The sequence below is a fragment of the Bradyrhizobium genosp. SA-4 str. CB756 genome (genome assembly GCF_000473125.1).
GTDB classification, from domain to species: Bacteria; Pseudomonadota; Alphaproteobacteria; order Rhizobiales; family Xanthobacteraceae; genus Bradyrhizobium; species Bradyrhizobium arachidis.
Window position 1 is genome coordinate 2,249,023 of record NZ_KI421499.1, and the last position, 17,116, is coordinate 2,266,138.

Below are 17,116 nucleotides of genomic sequence, written 5' to 3' on the forward strand. Positions count from 1 at the left end.
GCGCCCCTCAGAAGCAGGGGTGCCGGCGGCGGTCCTGACCGACATAGGCGGCGGCGCTGCGGTAGCAGTGGTTGGTCGACGGGCCGTCGTAAAAGGCGAAGGTGCCGGGCGTGATGCCGGGGCCGTAATTGTGCAGATAGCTGATCGGGTAGGGCAGCGGGTTGGCGTGATAGCGGTGGTACCGGTGATGTCCCCGCGCTTCTGCAAGGCCAGGGACCAGGATTGCGGCCGACAGGGCAGCAACTGCGGCTACAAGCGTCAACTTGCTCATCTCGATTCTCCGGAACCCGCGCGAATAGGTCGCTCATCTATAGCCATTTCGGGCCGCCGGGGCACCCGTCCGAAGGTCCGAAAACGAGGCCAATCCTGCAGATTCCGGGGAGGGTGTGACAGAATTGCCGGAAATGGCCTCCAGGGCTGCCCATTTTTGGCCTTTTCGGGATGCTTAACGAATTCCCCACACAAGTATGACCAAAGAGAATTCGATCAAGAATCCTGCCGCCGGCCTTATGGGGCTCCTTTGAGGCCGGTCCATTCCTGAAGGCTGTCGCCGTCACGCCGCCATGCGCATCACGCTTCTGAGCTTGCTGTTGCTCTCCGTCGCCGCCGCCACGCCGGCGCGAGCCGAGTTGCACATCACCCGTGATCACGGCGGCTATGTCGAGGAGTACAAGGTCAAGTACAAGCGCGTCCGCGACAAGGGCGAGCGCGTCATCATCGACGGCATCTGCAACTCGGCCTGCACCCTGGTGCTCGGCATCGTGCCGATGAACAAGATCTGCGTGACGCCGAAGGCGAGCCTCGGCTTCCACCAGGCCTATTACGACAAGGCCTTCACCTTCGGCATCAAGGTCACCAGCGCGGAGGGGACGTCCGACCTGATGTCCTACTACCCTGATTCAGTGAAGGACTGGATCCGCCGCAATGGCGGGCTCACGACCGATATGAAGAAGATCAAAAACGGCGTCGAGCTCTGGAAGATCATCGACCCTTGTCCGGAAGAATGGTGAGCGGCTGAGCTGAGCCGCCTGCCGCAGCGCAACACCGCTCAGGTACAAATTCGCATTGCCGCATAGGCCCCCATCAGGCATGAGGGCGGCAATGAACCATAATCAAGAAGCCCTGACCGCCCGCGCCGCGCCGATCCTGTTCGTCGTGCTCTGGAGCACCGGATTCATCGGCACCAAATACGTCATCAACAACGCCGATCCCTTGACCTATCTCGCCATCCGCATGGCGATCGTGGTCGGCCTGATGGCGATCATCGCCGGCATCGCGCGGCCGAAATGGCCGGATCGTGCCGGCATTGCGCATAGCGCAGTTGCCGGGATCCTCGTTCATGGCTTCTATCTCGGCGGCACCGCGATCGCGATCGCGCATTCGATCCCGGCCGGACTCTCGGCGCTGATTCCGGGCCTGCAGCCTATCCTGACCTCGACCATCGCCAACCGCTGGCTCGGCGAGAAGGTGACGCCGGTGCAATGGGGCGGGCTCGTGCTGGGTCTCGGCGGCGTGGTGATGATCCTGCACAACCGCCCGATGACCGGCGAAGCCGGGCTCGGCTGGCTCGCCTCGGTGGTCTCTCTGATCAGCATCACGCTCGGCACGCTCTATCAGCGCCGCTACTGCAACCACATCGACTGGCGCGCGGGCAATCTCGTGCAATACGTCTCCGTCACCGTCTTCTTCGCAATTGGCGCCTTCCTGTTCGAGGACCGCGTGGTGCACTGGACGCGCGAGTTCGTGCTCGCGTTGGCCTGGCTTGCCGTCGCGCTCTCGATCGGATCGATCGGGCTGCTGTACTGGCTGATCCGCCACGCCGCGGCGACCTCGGTTGCGAGCCTGTTCTATCTGGTGCCGGCGGTGACCGCGCTGATGGCCTATCTGCTGTTCGGCGAGAAACTCGATGCGCTGGCGATTGCCGGCATGGCGATGTGCGCAGCCGCGGTGTTCGTGGTCAACCGGCGGTTCTAGGCGGATGGTGAGGTGCGGCGGAATACATCCCTGACGTGCAGGATGCGCCGTGTTAGGCTGAACCCATTTCAGCTTCCCCTTTGACACGGTGATTTCCATGAAGAAGGCGAGACGTGCGCTGCTCGGCCGGTCCCTGAAGCCGGTCCGGATTGCCTGCATCAACTACGCGGAGGAGTCGATCAGTGGCCGCATGATGAGCCGGCTTACCGCGGCGCTGCAGAAATGCTACGACAAGCACTTCCTGCCCGTATGGGGCTATCCGGTCGATCTCTATGTCACCCGGACGCCGAAGCCGACGGATTGGCAGCTGGTCTATTTCGACGATGCCTCGCACAAGAACATGCTCGGGCGCCACGAGCTGACCCATCGCGGCCAGCCGATCTCGAAAATATTCGTCAAGGCGCTCGGCGGCGAGCCGGTCAGCGTCGCTGCCTCGCACGAGCTGTTCGAGATGGTGCTCGACCCCATGGCCAATCTCTGGGCCGACAAGAATCCGAACACCCAATATGCCTATGAGGTCTGCGACGCCGTGGAGGAGGATTCCTTCCGCGTCGGCGGCTTCGAGATGTCGAACTTCGTCTACCCGTCCTGGTTCGAGCCATTCAAGCATCCCCGCGGCACCAAGTTCGACCACAAGGGTACACTGAGGGAGCCGTTCTCGATGACCGAGGGCGGCTACGTCATCAAGAAGGTCAACGGCAGGAAGGTGATCAAGGCGTTCGGCTCGCCCGAAAAGCGGCGGCGCTTCAACGCCGAGGACCGGCGCGGTCATCGCAGCGAATTCCGCGATCCGCAAGGAGAGCATCACCCGGGCCGGCGGGCGGCCAAACGGCGAGGGTAGGTATTGCTGGAGCCGTCTCCGGGCGCGCCCGCACCCGGAGACGTGCTCGACCTTGCGATCAACGCTTGGACTTCTTGGCCTTCTTTTTCTTTTTTGCGGCCTTCTTCGCGGATTTCTTCACCGCCTTCTTCGCGGTCTTCTTGGCCGCCTTCTTCGACGACTTCTTTGCGGCCTTCTTCGAAGACTTCTTCGCCTTCTTCCGCGCTACTTTCTTCGCGACCTTCTTGGCGGCTTTCCGGACCTGCTTGACGGCAGTGACTGCGGCATCCTTGGTCGTTTCCACGGCGGCGGTGATCGTCTCCATCGCCTGTTCGGTGATCGGCTTCTCTTCGTCCATATCGTCCCCCACGGTTTGTATGGAGCGATGACGATAGCGGGTTTCATAATTGTGTCAAAGCAACGCTCGACCTTTGCGGATCTTTGCGTAGGCCGCGAGTGCGCGCTCGCGTCCCCTGGTGTGATCGATGATTGCTTTCGGATAGGTCTTGCCGAGCGTGACGTCGGCGCTGGCAAGTTCGATCGGCGTTGCTTGCCAAGGCTGGTGGATCAGCTTTGCCGGTAGCTCCTTCAACTCCGGCACCCAGCGCCGGACATACCTTCCATCAGGATCGAACTTCTCGCCCTGGAGTGTTGGGTTGAACACGCGGAAGTAGGGCGCGGCATCGGCGCCGCAGCCGGCGACCCATTGCCAGTTGGCGGGATTGCTGCCGGCATCCGCATCGACCAGCGTGTCCCAGAACCAGCTCTCGCCGTCGCGCCAGTCGATCAGGAGGTGCTTGACCAGGAAGGATGCGACCACCATCCGGACCCGGTTGTGCATCACGCCAGTGTGCCAGAGCTCGCGCAGGCCAGCATCGACGATCGGGTAGCCGGTGGCCCCGCGCTGCCAAGCGGCGAGCGCTTTCTTGTCGCGCTTCCAGGGGAATGCGTCGAAATTGGCTTGCAGGTTTTCGGTGGCGAGGTCGGGATGATCGTGCAGCAGGTGGCGGCAGAACTCGCGCCAGCCGAGCTCGCTCAGGAATTTTTCGATGCCGGGCCCGATCGCGGGATCCTCCGCCGCTGCAAAGCGCGCGGTGTGCCAGACCTGGCGCGGGCTGAGCTCGCCGAACCGCAAGTGCGGCGACAGGCCTGAGGTGCCCTCGCGGTCCGGACGGTCGCGATCGCCGACATAGGAGCGGGCGGTGTGCTTGAGGAAGTCGCGCAGCCGCGCGTGGGCCGCGGCATCGCCGGGGGTCCATGTCTCGCGCAGGCCACCCGCCCAGTCCGGCTTGGCCGGCTCAAGCCGCCAGCTTTCCAATGTGTCGCCGGCGATCGTCGGTGCAGGATGTAGCTGCTTCGGTGCGGGCAGCGGCTTTGGCGGATCGCCGAGCGACAGCACGCGCCGCCAGAACGGCGTGAACACGCGCAGGCCCCGACCTTCCTTGTTGCGGATCGCGGAGGGCGGGGCCAGCAGGTCACCGGGAAAGCATTGCGAGTCCACGCCGAGCTTTGCCAGCGCCGCTTCGAGCTCGCTCTCAACCGCCTTGTGCGGCGCCTGCTCGATCACATTCCAAAAGACGGCGCGGGCGCCGCTCTCGCGAGCCAGTCCGGAGATCACTTTGGCCGCCGCTCCCCTGCGCAGGATCAGCGACCCGCCGCGCGCGATGATCTCGGCGCCGAGCGCCCGCAGCGACTGCGCCAGCCACCAGCGCGCCGCGCCGCCCGGCGCCCGTCCAGCGGTCTCGTCCAGCACATAGAGGCAGATCACCGGGGCGCCGGTCTTTACCGCGGCATGGAGGGCAGGGTGATCCGACAACCGGAGGTCTTCGCGGAACCAGACAATGATGGGCGGCGCGCTTGGCGGGGTCAGGAGGGCCTCGTTTACAATTTGGAAACCATGCCGCGGGCCGCGCTGTGAACCGTCGTTAATGGGGCCGTAAGCCAATTGCACCAATATGCAGGAATTACGGGGGTCATTCCATTCATGTCCAGCCTTTCAACGGCGAAGTTCCTGCCGCAGTTCAAGCTCGGCACCAAGGCCGTGCTGTGCGCGGTGCTGCTGATCGCCCTGAACACGGCACTGGTGGTCGGAGCGGGCTATTGGTCGCTCACCTCCGCTTTCAATGATCGCGCGCTCCGCGACATCGAGGTCAATCTGCGTACGCTGGCGCTGGCTTTTGCCGAGACCGCTCCCGACGCCAAGATCACGGTGAGGGACGGCGCGGTGGTGCGCGCCGAGATCCCCAGGATGCCCGAATTCAGGGATCACGCCATCGTCGATCGCGCGGTGTCCTATGTCGACGGCAATGCGACCCTGTTCGTGTTCGACGATGCGAGCGGGCAGTTCGTGCGTCGCTCGACCAATGTGAAGAAGGAGAATGGCGACCGCGCCGTCGGCACCCAGCTTGCCGCCGACCATCCGGGCCAGGCGCTGCTGCGCCGGGGCGAAGCCTATAAGGGGCCGGCCACGCTGTTCGGCAAGTCCTTCATGACCGCCTATTTCCCGGTCGTGGACGGGGCCGGCAAGGTCGCCGGCATTCTCTATGTCGGCATCCCCATGGCCCAGTTCGAGAGCATGCTGGCCCGGGCGATCGAGAGCATGGCGGCCGCCGCCGGGCTTGCCGCGCTGCTGGTGCTGGTCCTCACTCTCGTGATCGTCCGCCGCGTCACCCGGCCGCTCACCTCGGTCGCGCGCTCGCTCACGGCGCTGGCCGAAGGCCAAAGCGACGTCACGATCGAGTGCGAGGATCGCGCCGACGAGATCGGGGAGATCGCCCGCACGGTCGCGGTATTCAAAAGCAATTCACTGGAGCGGGCGCGCCTGCGCAGCGAGCAGGCGGCGGCCACGGCTGCCGCGGCCGAGCAGCGCAAGGCGGAGCTGCGCAATTTCGTCGAGCAGTTCCGCAGCAGCGTCGGCGGCATTCTCGACAAGGTGCTGACATCGTCAGGCGAGTTCGAGCGGGTGGCGCGGCAGCTCACCGACACCGCGCGCTCCACGGCAGAGCTGTCGGCGCAGTCGGCCGGGGCGTCCGAAAGCGCCTCCGATCACGTGCGTTCGGCGGCCTCTGCCTCCGACGAGCTGTCCCAGTCGATCTCCGAGATCACCCGGAGGGTGCAGGAATCGAACGAGATCTCTGCAGAAGCCGTGCGGCAGGCCGAAGCGACCGATCAGCGCATCGCGCAGCTCTCCGAGGCAGGCGCGCGGATCGGTGACGTCGTCAAGCTGATCACGTCGATCGCCGAGCAGACCAACCTGCTGGCGCTCAACGCCACCATCGAGGCCGCGCGCGCGGGCGATGCCGGCCGCGGCTTTGCGGTGGTGGCCCAGGAGGTCAAGACGCTCGCCGGTCAGACCGCGAAAGCGACCGACGAGATCTCGAACCAGATCGCCAGCATGCAGCTTGCAACCGAGGAATCGGTCGCCGCGGTCAAGGGCATCGGCCAGACCATCGAGCGCATCAGCGGCATCGCGAGCTCGATCTCGGCTGCGGTCGAGCAGCAGCGGAGCGCGACCCAGAACATCGCGGCCAGCGTGCGCGCCGCGGCTTCGGGCACCGCCGATGTTGCGGTCAATGTCCGGCACGCAGCCAAGGGCGCGAGCGAGACCGGGGAGACGTCGAGCCGGATGTTTGCATCGGCCCAGGCGCTGTCGGGCGAGAGCCTGCACCTGAAGGCCGAGGTCGACGGCTTTCTGGACCGCGTGCACGCGGCCTAGTTTTCACCCGGTCATTCCGGGGCGGTGCGAAGCACCGAACTCTGGTGCGCAATTGCGCACCAGAGAATCTCGAGATCCCGGGTCTGGTCCTTCGGACCATCCCGGGATGACTTTTTGCGGTCGCTACCCGCGACCGCCAAAAGTCATTTCGGCTGCGGCACGATGCGGATGTAGGGCTTCGGCTCTTTCCAGCCCTGCGGGTAGATCGTCTTGGCCTCATCGTTCGAGACCGAGCCCGCGATGATGACGTCCTCGCCCTGCTTCCAGTCTGCGGGGGTCGCGACGCGGTGCTTGGCGGTCATCTGGAGCGAGTCGATCACGCGCAGGATTTCCTGGAAGTTCCGGCCCGTGGTCATCGGATAGACCAGCACCAGCTTGATCTTCTTGTCCGGCCCGATGATGAAGACGTTGCGGACGGTCTGGTTGTCGGCGGGGGTGCGGGTGAGGGGATCGCCCGAGGTCGAAGCCGGCAGCATCTCATAGAGCTTCGAGACGTTGAAATCGGTGTCGCCGATCATCGGATAGTTGGGAGCCGCGCCTTGCGTCTCCTTGATGTCCTCGGACCATTTGGCGTGACGGTCGACCGGGTCGACCGAGAGGCCCATCAGCTTGACGCCGCGCTTGTCGAATTCCGGCTTCAGCTTGGCGAGCGCGCCGAGCTCGGTCGTACAAACCGGCGTGAAGTCCTTGGGGTGCGAAAACAGGAGCGCCCAGCTGCTGCCGATCCAGTCGTGGAACTTGATCTTCCCTTCGGTGGTCTCGGCTTCGAAGTCGGGTGCGGTGGCGCCGATCGGAAGTGTCATGGTTCTACCTCATCTCATTGAATTTACTTTGGAATTCGTCTCTAGCCCTGGCCGTCAGTATAGGCTGTGAGCGAGCTCAAGTGAACGGGCTCAAGTAAAATGTGAATTCCTTCTCTGAAGGGCCGATTTTCTAGCACCTTTCTGTTACAGGGGCGCCTGCGGCGAAACACCTCCACCGGAGCCACACGGTCTCGATTGCCCCGATAAAGCCTTTTATGACCCGCATCACGCTCGCCCGACGCTCTCCGGAACCGAAATGGTCCTCGTAGCGACTAATCGGCAACCATTGAGAAAAGTCGCGATCCCCCTAGTCAATCATTAACCACCCCTTTACGTCCGCATGAAAATGCTGGTCGGTCGGAAGAAATCTGGAAGTGAACTATGTCTGCCCCTGCGCCTAAGTTGCCGTCCCTCGAGCCGTCCTGCCGCGATACCTCGGCCCATGCACTGACCATCGTGCGCGACGGCGTGATCACGGGCGAAGGCCCGACCACCAAGGGCCGGGTCCATTTCTCGCGCGCGCTCGATGCCGATGACACTGCCTGGTGCGCCCGCATCCTGACTGTCGCCGCCGTCAACGACCAGCCGGTCAGCCGCGCCGAGGCCGAAGTCCTGTTCGAGATCAACGAGGCCGCAACCGAGCGCACCGATGGCGGACGCTTCGACGACCTCCTGGCCAAGGCTGTCGCCCATTACGCGGCCAGCGCCTCGGGCCTGAAAGTGCCGCCGCGCAGCGTCGCGCTCTCGGCCGAGACCGACATCGAGAGCTGGGCGCCGGCCTACGCCTCCAAGGTCAACAGCGAGATGCTGGAGTGGATCGCCGGCCAGATGCGCGGCAAGCGCCACAACAACCGTCGCCTAATGGCGATGGTGGCGACGTTCCTCGGCGCCACCGCGCTGCCTCTGGCGGGCCAGCTGCCGAACGTGTTCGACATCGGCATGTAACAACTAGACTAAGATGTCCTCGCGCCCCTTGCGGGGCGCGAGCGAAGCGGCGGGGTTATTTCCCCGCCGTTTTTTGTTTGCCGGTGTCCGGCTCGAGGCCGAGCGTGCGGCCGGGGAAGCCTGCGGCATCGAAATAACGCTGGCTGCCGACGCGCTGGACGTTCAGCACGGTCTCCAGACCGTTCTCGGACTTCTTCTTCGAGCGCTCCACGGTCTTGTAGGCCTTCGGCACGATGCCGTTCGGCAGCGCCTCCGACATCACGCGGCCGACGAGGCCGCCGTTGCCCGAGCTGCGCAGCCCGAGGAGCTGCGCCGCGGTCATGCCGACGTCGGCATTGCTGACCGGGATCTCGCTGACATAGCCGGTCTTGAAGTCCGGACCGATGGCCGCCATGAAGTTCATGGTGTCGCCGCGGCTGAAGCTGCCATGCATGCCCTGGCCCTGGCGCAGCACGGTGTCGGCGACCTGCACCGAGCAGTTGGTCGGCGCCTCGCCACACTCGCTGGCATAGGAGCGGAAGTTGACGACGATCGCTGGCGTCGGCGTCGCCGACTTGCCGCGCAGGTTGATGCTCGACAGCGGCAGCGTGCCGGGGAAGCGGCCGAGGGAGTCGTCGACGAACAGGCCCGAGACGTAGTCCTGCTCGAGCAGCGCCTTGATCGTCTTCGCGGCGAGCTTCTTGTCCTTGTTGGGCAGGTAGATCAGGTCCGAGCCGCCATTGGTGGCGATGACGAGATCGGGTTTCTCCGGATTGGCTCCGAGCACGCCGTTGCCGGCCTTGGGATGCTTGTTGCCTTCGACCTTCGCGTTCTTGTCGTTGGGGTCGAACAGCGGCAGGTCGAGCGCCTTGGCGAGATCGATCGCCAAGAAGCCCATCGGCAAAAAGTCCTTCGGCGTGTCGTCATAGCTCAGCTTGGCCGAGGGGCTGGTCTTGCTCTCCTTGGAGATGGTCGAGAAGCCGTGGTCGGCCTGGATCATGATGTTGGTGTTGGCGGCGAGCCCAAGCTCGTCCAGCGCCTTGCGGATCTGGGCGAGGTTGTTGTCAACGTTCTTGATGCTGGCCATCGTGCTCGGGCCGTTGATGCCCGGCATGATCTGGTTGAGGCTGTCGCCCTGGTTATGCTGGGTGCCGTCAGGGTCGCGCGACCAGAACACCAGCACGAACGGCTTGTTGCGGGCCTTGAACATCGGCAGCACCACCTTGGTGGTGACGTCGGCGAAATAGGCCTGCTGGGCGACGTTGGCGACCGTGGTGCCCGGCGTCTTGGCATCGCCCGCCTTGCCGTTGTCGCCGCGGCTCGGGGTGGTGAGGGGGAGGCTTGCCTTGGTCAGCGCGTCCTTCATCTCGTCCGAGAGCGCCACGCCGTTCTTGCCGCCAGTGGAGTCGTCGATCACGATCGAGTGCTGGCCCGGCTTCTCCGGGTGGTCAGTGTGGTCCCACTGGTAGGTCGGGCCGACCTTGCCGATCGCCGCGGTGCTGAGGCCCTTGTCGCGGGCCATCTTCAAAACGGTTTCTTCGTTGAGATAGTCGCCCTTGAAATGCTCGTCGATGTCACCGAGCACGGCGTCGTTCTCGATGAAGGGGACGACCGTGTCGCCGGCGGGAACGGAGGTGTAGTTGGTCCAGATCGTGTTGGAGAACACGCCGGTATCGCCGAGATAATGGCCGGTCGACATCGCCGAGCCGTTGGCCATGGTGAAGGTCGGGAACAGCGAGTGCGAGTTCTTGAAGTTGACGCCCTTGTCGCGGACCTCGGCCATCGCCGGCGCCGTTTCAGGGGTGACCTTCAGCGCCCGCAGGCCGTCCGGAATGAACAGGATCAGGTTGCGGGGCGTGTTGTTCTGGGCGGAGGCAAATCCGGTGGACAGCACTGTCAGTCCGGCTGACAGCAACACCAGTGAACGGCGCATCGAAGTCTCCTAGCGGTGAGGCGGCATGGCCGCCGACCGCGGCCCCCGCCTTCGTTTAGTTTTGCTGTATGACAGTTTTGTTACAAGGGCGGACGAGCATGCAATAGGGTTGGGGGAGGGGCCTCAGCCTCACGGACAAGTCATTGCGAGCGTACTTTGTAGGATGGGTAGAGCGAAGCGAAACCCATCGACTTTCTCCTCGCTGAAACATGATGGGTTTCGCTTCGCTCTACCCATCCTACGGCCTCCCGACACACCTTCGCATCCTCGCGGCGCATTTCGCCCGAGCTTTGCCTCGATACCTCACCCTCAACTGAAAGAGGGCGCAGGGAAGACCGGGTGCCGGCCGGGCACCCACGGTCCACTGTGCGAAAGGTGGCAACAAAGAATTTGCACAGCGGCATACAGGTGAAGCCAAACATCCGGCCTTCCCTGCGCAGTGGTTGGAACGGCTTATGTCGTGCGCTCCCCGGGGAGCGATGCACTATTGCCCCCGTCGCCTTGCGGATGGCTGATGCGCGTATCCGGTTGGACAGCACACATCACCGCAAGACTTGGCGCACAGACCCCGGGCGCCAGGACCACACGATTTTGCCGTACGTGAACCACATCTGTCGCAGGCGCGAGGTCTTCGCTCACGGTTGCCCGCCCTGCGAAGCTTCTCGCGCCGATGTGGCCCACGCCCACCGCCGCCCGGTCCACGTTCGTGACGATCGCGATACGCCCTCTTCCTCGGGCCGGAGTACGCAATATCTAACAAAAATCCGAATTCTAATAAAGAGAATTATATTGTCGCCGTGCCGTTGACCCGGATATCGGTGTTTCGTCCCGGCGCAGTGCAAGCAATTGTGGTCAGGACGGTCAATCCGGCGCGCTCGGTACCCGCGTCGCCTGCGCGACCGCCTGCGCCGGCGTCGTCGTCGTTGCATAATCGCCGCCACTGACCAGATCGCGGCGCAGCGATGGCGGCGCCGTATGCAGGGCAAAAATCATTGCGACCTGGGTCCGGTTCTGGAGGCGGTATTTTCGCATGATGTTGCCGATATGCGCCCGCACAGTGTTTTCGGAGATCTTGAGCTCGTAGGCGATATTCTTGTTCTGCAGTCCCCGCGCAATCAGCATCATCAGCTCGCGTTCGCGCGGTGTCGGCGCAATCAAATCCTTCGGATCCCGGCTCATGGCTTCCTCCTCCCTTGGCCTACAAATTGATTTTGGCCCCCCAGCATCTTCTCACTCCGTCTTGAGCGCCTCGATTGGGCTGAGCTTGGATGCCTTGTGGGCGGGGTAAAAACCGAAGACGAGACCGGTGGCGATCGAGAAGACGAGGGAAAGGCCGATCGCCTGGCCGTCGATCGAGGTGATCCACCCGGCCATGCGGGCGACCGTCATCGAGAGCGTGACCCCGCCGCCGACGCCGATGGCGCCGCCGAGCAGGCAGAGGACGAGCGCCTCGCAGAGGAACTGGAGACGGATGTCCCGCATCCGTCCGCCAAGCGCGCGGCGGATGCCGATCTCCCGGGTGCGCTCGGTGACCGACACGATCATGACGTTCATGATGCTGATGCCGCCGACGAGCAGCGAGACCGAGGCGATGGCGACGAGCAGGAGCGCGACGGTGCGGATCGCTCCCTGCTGCGCTTCCATCGCGGCGGCCGGATCCTGGACCTTGAAATCGTCCTCCTGGCCGGCGGGGATGCGATGGCGCTGCCGCAGCAGGCCTTCGATCTCCGATCGCGCCCCTGCCATCTGTCCGTCAGCGGCGACCTTGGCGATGATGTAGGCCACCGAATCCCGGTTGATGTTGCTCGCGCTGCCGAGGAAGCGCAGCTTGGCCGTGGTGAGCGGCACGAAAGCGACATCGTCCTGCGCTGGTCCTTTGCGATCGAGCACGCCGATCACTTCGAGCGGAACCTTCATGATCCTGACCTGCGCGCCGATGGGATCGTCGCCCGGCGCGAACAGCTCGCGCGCGACCGTGCTGCCGAGGATCACGACCTTGCCGGCGCCGGCCTCTTCAGCGCCGGAAAAATAGCGCCCGGTCGCGAGCTGCCAGTCGCGCACCATGAAGTGGCCGGTCGTCGTGCCGTTGATCGTCGTATTCCAGTTCTTGCCCTCGTGGATCACTTGCGCGGTTCCGGCAATCGAGCCAGCCGCGGCCTGGACTTCCGGAATCTGCTCGAGGATGGCCTGCACGTCGCTCTCGGTCATCGTCAGCTTGCTGCCGTCCTTGAGGCGCACGCCGCCCTGGTAGACCGCGCCGGGGGTGATCATCAGCACGTTGGCGCCGATCGACCGGATCTGCTCCTGGAGGCGAAGCTGCGCGCCGGATCCGATCGCAAACACGGTCACGATGGAGGCGACACCGATTACGATGCCGAGCATGGTGAGGAAGCTGCGCAGCGGATTGAGGCGCAAGGCGTGAAGAGCGATCTGAAAGCCCTGAAGCATCGTCATGATACGGCGCTCCGTTTCGGCAGGACCGGAGCCAGGGTTTCATCGGCGATCACCTCGCCGTCATGCAGGCGGATCGTTCGCCGGCACTGCGTCGCGATGCCGGGATCATGCGTGATCATCACGATGGTCTGGCCCGTCCGGTTGAGCGCGGCGAACAGCGCCAGGATCTCGGCGCCGGTGCGGCTGTCGAGCGCGCCGGTCGGCTCGTCGGCGAGCACGATCAATGGAGAGGCGATCAGGGCGCGCGCGATCGCCACGCGCTGCTGCTCGCCGCCCGAGAGCTGCCGGGGGAAATGATGGGCCCGGTGCAGCATGCCGACGGCCTCCAGGCTTTGCTCGGCACGCGCCAGGCGCTCCTTCCGGCCGACGCCGCAATAGACCAGCGGCAGCGCGACATTCTCGATCGCATTGTGGCGGGCGAGGAGGTTGTAAGACTGGAACACGAAGCCGATGCTGCGGGCGCGCAGCGACGACCGGCGGTCTTCCGAGAGATCGGCGACGTTGGCGCCTTCGAGCAAGACCGCGCCTGCGCTCGGCAGATCGAGCAGCCCGATCATGTTCATCAGCGTCGACTTGCCGGAACCGGATGGTCCCATCACGGCGACGATCTCGCCTTGCTCGATGTCGAAGCTGACATTGCGTACCGCAGCCACCGCTATGCCGTCGGTGCGATAGGTTCTGGAGACCGACTGGAGGCTGATGAGGGGCGGAGAGGCGGTCATGATCCGAACCTGATGCCGAAAAATTCCATGCCTGTCGGACGGATCGCCTGGCCGACGGCAACCTGGCTGCCCTCGACCAGGTCTCCGCTCTTGAGCGCGACCTGTTCGGTGCCGGCCGCGCCGACCGTCACGGCAACGCGCTGGAGCGAGCCGCTCGCGGTACGAACCCACACCCCGCTGTTTGCGGCGTCCGGCCGGGTGCCGGAGGGCTGGAATCGCAGCGCGGCGAGCGGGACCTTCAGGACGTCGTCATGCCGCTCGATCACGATCTTCACCAGGGCGGTCATTCCGGGCAGCAGCGCGCCGTCCAGGTTGGAGGTCGCCAGGACGACGGTGTAGGTGACGACGTGCTGCTGGTTCTGCGGCGCCTTGCGCACCTGCCGCACCACCGCCTCGAAGCGGCGGTCCGGGTAGGCATCCACCGTGAAATAGGCGTGCTGTCCGGAGGCGATGCGCCCGATATCGGCTTCGTCGACCTGGGCGTGAATTTCCATGTCCTCGAGGCGGTGCGCGACCACGAAGGTGGTGCGCGATTCCAGCCCGACCGCGAGCGTCTGACCCTCGTTGACGAACCTGCCGACGACGACGCCGTCGATCGGCGAACGGATCACGGTGCGGTCGAGATCGGCCTGCGCCGCGGCGAGAACGGCTGCCTTCTCTGGCACGGCCATGCGCGCCTGCTGCAGTTCCGCCTCGATCCGGCGGACGTCGGCCTGCGCCCCATCCACCGAATAGGAGTTGAGGGACACCATCACCTCCGCCTCGCGCTCCTGCGCGAGGCGGGCGGTGAATTCAGTCTGCGCATCGTCGACCGTCGTCGTCGCCACCACGTTTTGCGACTGGAGCGCCAGCTTCCGCTGGAGTGTCTTCTGCGCGGAGCTCTTGACCGCCTGCGCGCTCTCGAGTTTGGCGGCGAGCACGTCGCGGCTGCCCTTGGCGTTCTGCAGATCGATCCTGGCGCGATCGAGCTTGGCCCGCGCGACCTCGACCAGCGAGCTGGCGACCGCCAGCGAGGCCTTGGCTTCATCCACCTTGGCCGCGAAGCTGCGTGGATCGATCAGGGCAAGCGGCTGATCCTTGATGACACTGTCGTTGAAATCGACGTAGACCCGGGCGAGCTGTCCCGACAGCTGAGATCCCACCTCGATCGTCTTGACCGGCTGCAACGCGCCGGTGACGGTGACGGTCTGCTCGATGCTGCCGCGCTGGATCGAGGCGTAGCGGAACAAAGGCGCATCCACCCCGAAGGTCGGGGCCTCGCGCCCGACGGGCACGAGCAGGCGCTTGGTTGATTCATAGGCCCGGGCGGCTTTCTCGGCGGCGCTGCCGGCTGCGCCGCTGACGGTGGCCGGCCCGGCGGCGTAGAGCGCGGCGACGCCACATGCAGTTCCGAACAAGGCAATGACTGGCACAAATCGCATATCAAAACCCGCCTCTTTGAAATGGTTGCGGGGCATCGCGAGAGATCGCGCTATGGTTGTAAATCTTCCCAAGCGATCCCGATCGTCTCGGCAGTATGTCGCTGGTCCCGGGCTGACGGTCGGGCGCGTTGCATGATCCAGAAGTAAAACCTGCGGGTGCGACGTTTCGTGATTTGCTGGGATCATATACCGGGAGTATTCGATATGACGCGCGCGGTATCGAATTCGATAAGCTGACTGCACGTCGCGTCTGGTCTGCCCAAAAGCAGCTGCCAGCCGGCGTCGACGTCGGCACATGGATGGCGACGCCATGACTCAGTTGGCGATACCGCGCACGCGGCCGGATGGCGGCATCCGCGATACATGCCCCGCCGTGATGCCTGTGGCGCGCTCGATTCCTTGCAATCAGAAAGTTCGAGATGTGAACGCCTTCACTCGTCTTGGGCGAGTATTGGCTCTAAGACGTCGAATCGGCGGATCGACGCGCCTCGCTCGATCCGCTCCAACTCATCCAAGCACCTTGTTTGCGGTCACAAAAAGAATGGATGGCTCGTTGCTTGGTCATCGGGCCCCGAGCTGGGGAGTTTGTTGTCATGAGTTCAGATCAAGCCACAGTTTATGTCGTTGACGACGAGATTCAGATTCGAACCGCGATCGGGAGTCTTTGCGAAGAGACTGGACACAAGGTGAGGTTGTTTGCATCGACAGACGAGTTCCTTGCCGAGCGCATGTCCGGGGGGCCTTCGTGCCTCGTGCTCGATGTCCGCTTCCCGGGCACCGCGCCGACCGGCCTCGAGCTTCAGCGTCGGCTCGCGGAGACGGGGGTGCCCATTCCGATCGTCTTCATCAGCGGTCATTCCGATGTCCGCGTCTCGGTCGAGGCCATGAAGCGCGGCGCGGTCGAGTTTCTGCCAAAACCCTTTCGCGAGCAGGAGATCCTCGATGCCATCCGGCACGGCATCGAGCGTGACCGCAGGCGGCTGGAGCGCGAAGACACCGTGCGTGAGGCTCGTCAGCGCCTCAAGACGCTGACGGCGAGGGAGCGCGACATCATGCTGCTGATGGCCGAAGGGCTCGTCGCCAAGCAGATCGCGGCACGGCTCGGCGTCAGCGAAGTGACGGTGAAGGTCCATCGCGCCAGGATGATGCGAAAGCTGGAGCTGCGATCGCCGATCGAAGTGGTGAGATTGATCGACAGCATCAGCCGCGAAGCGGAGGCAACGTGAGCCGTTGCAATAACCGCATATCCGAGCCTGCGCGAAACGAGATCCTGCGCAACGTCTAGTCCGTACCGACTAGCATGAACTGCAGTCTGTCGCACGGAGCACGATCAGTCCAAAGTCATCCCTGTGATGCCAACCTCCTCCAAGACGGCATCTGAACCCAGTCAGACAACTTGGCTAGAAAGGGATACTCCATGCGCAAATTGTTTTTTGCTTCCGTTGCCGTGCTCGCTCTGTCCTCCGCGGCGCAGGCTGCCAACACCGCAACTACGGTGCAAGTCGGGATCGTAAACGGCTCCAGCGTGAACCAGCAGGGCCACGTGAACGACTCCTCGACCACCACCCAGCTCGGCTTCCTGAATTCCGCGACCACCATGCAGGGCACGACCACTCCGTCGCTCAACAATGCGAGCTCGGTGACTCAGGTTGGCGTCTTTGGCAACTCGGCCACCACTGGGCAGGTTGCCACGGGCAACAACACCAGCTCGATCAGCCAGTCCACGCTCTTCGGCCTCCCGCCGAACAACGCTGCCGCCGTTGGGCAGCTCGGCCTCGGCATCAACTCCAGCACCATTACGCAGCACTAAGCCAGCCCCATATCGGCCCCGGGCGCGTCCACCGAGCGGCGCGTCCGGGTGATACTCGACAGGCCATACTCGAAATCACCGCGATCAGGTTGCCTGAACGGGCGGCGGGTCGGCGGCTGACATTTCGCGGAGGATTATGACATGCGCAGGAAATTTTTCGTCACGACGGTCGTCATGCTGAGCGCGCTGAGTGGTGTCGATGCCCAAGCCGCCAACTCGATTAGCGTGTTGCAGTTCGGCGCGACAAATCTCTCGTCCACAGTGCAGACCGGCCCGGTGAACAACACCGCGACGACGCTGCAATTCGGCGCGACCAACACCGCATCGAGCTTGCAGTTGGGATCGCTGGCTTCGGCCAATTCGGCGACGATAGGACAGGGCGGCACGACCCCCACCGCGACCAATAACGCAGCGGTCGGTCAGGTCGGCGGCGCCAACACGAGCTTGATCGGCCAGATTGGCCTGAACAACGCTGCCGGGGTGTCCCAGCTTGGCATTCTGAACGGCTCCACGATTTTGCAGCAGGCTCCCTAACCTGAG

At 64.1% G+C, this 17,116-nt stretch carries 17 protein-coding genes; 8 read left to right on the forward strand and 9 right to left on the reverse strand.

All coding sequences use genetic code 11. The features are described 5' to 3' along the window. Positions 1 to 7: 7 nt before the first annotated feature. Positions 8 to 271: a hypothetical protein gene (locus BRAGE_RS0111220; RefSeq protein ID WP_027559837.1), complete on the reverse strand. Its 264-nt coding sequence runs from the start codon at positions 269 to 271 to the stop codon at positions 8 to 10. 292 nt (positions 272 to 563) lie between these two features. Here BRAGE_RS0111220 and BRAGE_RS0111225 point away from each other — a divergent pair, with 292 nt between their 5' ends. The 3 genes from BRAGE_RS0111225 (at position 564) to BRAGE_RS0111235 (ending at position 2,815) form a co-directional block, all read left to right on the forward strand. Continuing rightward, on the forward strand, positions 564 to 1,010 hold the full coding sequence (locus BRAGE_RS0111225; protein ID WP_027559836.1) for a hypothetical protein: 447 nt from the start codon (positions 564 to 566) through the stop codon (positions 1,008 to 1,010). A 91-nt stretch (positions 1,011 to 1,101) separates the two neighbouring features. Then, entirely contained in the window at positions 1,102 to 1,974 is an 873-nt protein-coding gene (locus BRAGE_RS0111230; protein ID WP_027559835.1) for a DMT family transporter, read from the forward strand. 97 nt (positions 1,975 to 2,071) lie between these two features. Beyond that, the gene (locus tag BRAGE_RS0111235) at positions 2,072 to 2,815 is read left to right on the forward strand and encodes a hypothetical protein (RefSeq protein ID WP_027559834.1); all 744 of its coding nucleotides are present in this window, start codon (positions 2,072 to 2,074) and stop codon (positions 2,813 to 2,815) included. A 58-nt stretch (positions 2,816 to 2,873) separates the two neighbouring features. Here BRAGE_RS0111235 and BRAGE_RS0111240 read toward each other — a convergent pair whose 3' ends face one another. After that, the gene (locus tag BRAGE_RS0111240; protein ID WP_027559833.1) at positions 2,874 to 3,152 is read right to left on the reverse strand and encodes a hypothetical protein; all 279 of its coding nucleotides are present in this window, start codon (positions 3,150 to 3,152) and stop codon (positions 2,874 to 2,876) included. 54 nt (positions 3,153 to 3,206) lie between these two features. Next, positions 3,207 to 4,610 carry a cryptochrome/photolyase family protein gene (locus BRAGE_RS0111245; RefSeq protein ID WP_231164058.1) on the reverse strand — a complete coding sequence of 468 codons (1,404 nt, stop codon included), beginning with the start codon at positions 4,608 to 4,610 and terminating at the stop codon, positions 3,207 to 3,209. Positions 4,611 to 4,778: 168 nt separating this feature from the next. Here BRAGE_RS0111245 and BRAGE_RS0111250 point away from each other — a divergent pair, with 168 nt between their 5' ends. After that, positions 4,779 to 6,509 (forward strand): methyl-accepting chemotaxis protein, encoded by a 1,731-nt coding sequence (locus tag BRAGE_RS0111250; RefSeq protein ID WP_027559831.1) that lies wholly within the window; start codon positions 4,779 to 4,781, stop codon positions 6,507 to 6,509. A 143-nt stretch (positions 6,510 to 6,652) separates the two neighbouring features. Here the strand turns inward: BRAGE_RS0111250 and BRAGE_RS0111255 are convergent, their stop codons facing one another. Beyond that, a complete protein-coding gene (locus tag BRAGE_RS0111255; protein WP_027559830.1) occupies positions 6,653 to 7,312 on the reverse strand; it encodes a peroxiredoxin in 660 nt (219 codons plus the stop codon). 381 nt (positions 7,313 to 7,693) lie between these two features. Between BRAGE_RS0111255 and BRAGE_RS0111260 the strand changes: the two genes are divergently transcribed. Beyond that, a complete protein-coding gene (locus BRAGE_RS0111260) occupies positions 7,694 to 8,257 on the forward strand; it encodes a hypothetical protein (protein ID WP_027559829.1) in 564 nt (187 codons plus the stop codon). Positions 8,258 to 8,312: 55 nt separating this feature from the next. Here BRAGE_RS0111260 and BRAGE_RS0111265 read toward each other — a convergent pair whose 3' ends face one another. From BRAGE_RS0111265 to BRAGE_RS0111285, 5 genes are all read right to left on the reverse strand, one after another. Further along, positions 8,313 to 10,169, reverse strand: coding sequence for an alkaline phosphatase family protein (locus BRAGE_RS0111265; RefSeq protein WP_027559828.1), 1,857 nt, complete (start codon positions 10,167 to 10,169; stop codon positions 8,313 to 8,315). Positions 10,170 to 11,030: 861 nt separating this feature from the next. Further along, on the reverse strand, positions 11,031 to 11,348 hold the full coding sequence (locus BRAGE_RS0111270) for a response regulator transcription factor (RefSeq protein WP_027559827.1): 318 nt from the start codon (positions 11,346 to 11,348) through the stop codon (positions 11,031 to 11,033). Between the two features lie 51 nt (positions 11,349 to 11,399). After that, positions 11,400 to 12,623 (reverse strand): ABC transporter permease, encoded by a 1,224-nt coding sequence (locus BRAGE_RS0111275; RefSeq protein ID WP_027559826.1) that lies wholly within the window; start codon positions 12,621 to 12,623, stop codon positions 11,400 to 11,402. Beyond that, the gene (locus BRAGE_RS0111280) at positions 12,620 to 13,345 is read right to left on the reverse strand and encodes an ABC transporter ATP-binding protein (protein ID WP_027559825.1); all 726 of its coding nucleotides are present in this window, start codon (positions 13,343 to 13,345) and stop codon (positions 12,620 to 12,622) included. The genes BRAGE_RS0111275 and BRAGE_RS0111280 overlap by 4 nt, the downstream gene beginning before the upstream one ends. Then, positions 13,342 to 14,766 carry an efflux RND transporter periplasmic adaptor subunit gene (locus tag BRAGE_RS0111285; protein WP_027559824.1) on the reverse strand — a complete coding sequence of 475 codons (1,425 nt, stop codon included), beginning with the start codon at positions 14,764 to 14,766 and terminating at the stop codon, positions 13,342 to 13,344. The genes BRAGE_RS0111280 and BRAGE_RS0111285 overlap by 4 nt, the downstream gene beginning before the upstream one ends. A 593-nt stretch (positions 14,767 to 15,359) precedes the next feature. Here BRAGE_RS0111285 and BRAGE_RS0111290 point away from each other — a divergent pair. The 3 genes from BRAGE_RS0111290 to BRAGE_RS0111300 all read left to right on the forward strand — a co-directional run bounded on the left by BRAGE_RS0111290 (position 15,360) and on the right by BRAGE_RS0111300 (position 17,110). Next, positions 15,360 to 15,992, forward strand: a complete 633-nt coding sequence (locus BRAGE_RS0111290; RefSeq protein WP_027559823.1) for a response regulator transcription factor — start codon at positions 15,360 to 15,362, stop codon at positions 15,990 to 15,992. 191 nt (positions 15,993 to 16,183) lie between these two features. Continuing rightward, entirely contained in the window at positions 16,184 to 16,576 is a 393-nt protein-coding gene (locus tag BRAGE_RS0111295) for a hypothetical protein (RefSeq protein WP_027559822.1), read from the forward strand. 174 nt (positions 16,577 to 16,750) lie between these two features. Next, positions 16,751 to 17,110: a curlin gene (locus tag BRAGE_RS0111300; RefSeq protein ID WP_245161728.1), complete on the forward strand. Its 360-nt coding sequence runs from the start codon at positions 16,751 to 16,753 to the stop codon at positions 17,108 to 17,110. Positions 17,111 to 17,116 lie beyond the last annotated feature (6 nt).

What these genes read in the sequence shown, in the direction of transcription:
- BRAGE_RS0111295 (WP_027559822.1), top strand. Translation starts at nt 16,184, where the DNA reads ATGCGCAAATTGTTTTTTGCTTCCGTTGCCGTGCTCGCTCTGTCCTCC.
- BRAGE_RS0111235 (WP_027559834.1), top strand. Translation starts at nt 2,072, where the DNA reads ATGAAGAAGGCGAGACGTGCGCTGCTCGGCCGGTCCCTGAAGCCGGTC.
- BRAGE_RS0111275 (WP_027559826.1), bottom strand. Translation starts at nt 12,623, where the DNA reads ATGACGATGCTTCAGGGCTTTCAGATCGCTCTTCACGCCTTGCGCCTC.
- BRAGE_RS0111250 (WP_027559831.1), top strand. Translation starts at nt 4,779, where the DNA reads ATGTCCAGCCTTTCAACGGCGAAGTTCCTGCCGCAGTTCAAGCTCGGC.
- BRAGE_RS0111290 (WP_027559823.1), top strand. Translation starts at nt 15,360, where the DNA reads ATGAGTTCAGATCAAGCCACAGTTTATGTCGTTGACGACGAGATTCAG.
- BRAGE_RS0111300 (WP_245161728.1), top strand. Translation starts at nt 16,751, where the DNA reads ATGCTGAGCGCGCTGAGTGGTGTCGATGCCCAAGCCGCCAACTCGATT.
- BRAGE_RS0111280 (WP_027559825.1), bottom strand. Translation starts at nt 13,345, where the DNA reads ATGACCGCCTCTCCGCCCCTCATCAGCCTCCAGTCGGTCTCCAGAACC.
- BRAGE_RS0111270 (WP_027559827.1), bottom strand. Translation starts at nt 11,348, where the DNA reads ATGAGCCGGGATCCGAAGGATTTGATTGCGCCGACACCGCGCGAACGC.
- BRAGE_RS0111225 (WP_027559836.1), top strand. Translation starts at nt 564, where the DNA reads ATGCGCATCACGCTTCTGAGCTTGCTGTTGCTCTCCGTCGCCGCCGCC.
- BRAGE_RS0111265 (WP_027559828.1), bottom strand. Translation starts at nt 10,169, where the DNA reads ATGCGCCGTTCACTGGTGTTGCTGTCAGCCGGACTGACAGTGCTGTCC.
- BRAGE_RS0111220 (WP_027559837.1), bottom strand. Translation starts at nt 271, where the DNA reads ATGAGCAAGTTGACGCTTGTAGCCGCAGTTGCTGCCCTGTCGGCCGCA.
- BRAGE_RS0111285 (WP_027559824.1), bottom strand. Translation starts at nt 14,766, where the DNA reads ATGCGATTTGTGCCAGTCATTGCCTTGTTCGGAACTGCATGTGGCGTC.
- BRAGE_RS0111240 (WP_027559833.1), bottom strand. Translation starts at nt 3,152, where the DNA reads ATGGACGAAGAGAAGCCGATCACCGAACAGGCGATGGAGACGATCACC.
- BRAGE_RS0111230 (WP_027559835.1), top strand. Translation starts at nt 1,102, where the DNA reads ATGAACCATAATCAAGAAGCCCTGACCGCCCGCGCCGCGCCGATCCTG.
- BRAGE_RS0111255 (WP_027559830.1), bottom strand. Translation starts at nt 7,312, where the DNA reads ATGACACTTCCGATCGGCGCCACCGCACCCGACTTCGAAGCCGAGACC.
- BRAGE_RS0111260 (WP_027559829.1), top strand. Translation starts at nt 7,694, where the DNA reads ATGTCTGCCCCTGCGCCTAAGTTGCCGTCCCTCGAGCCGTCCTGCCGC.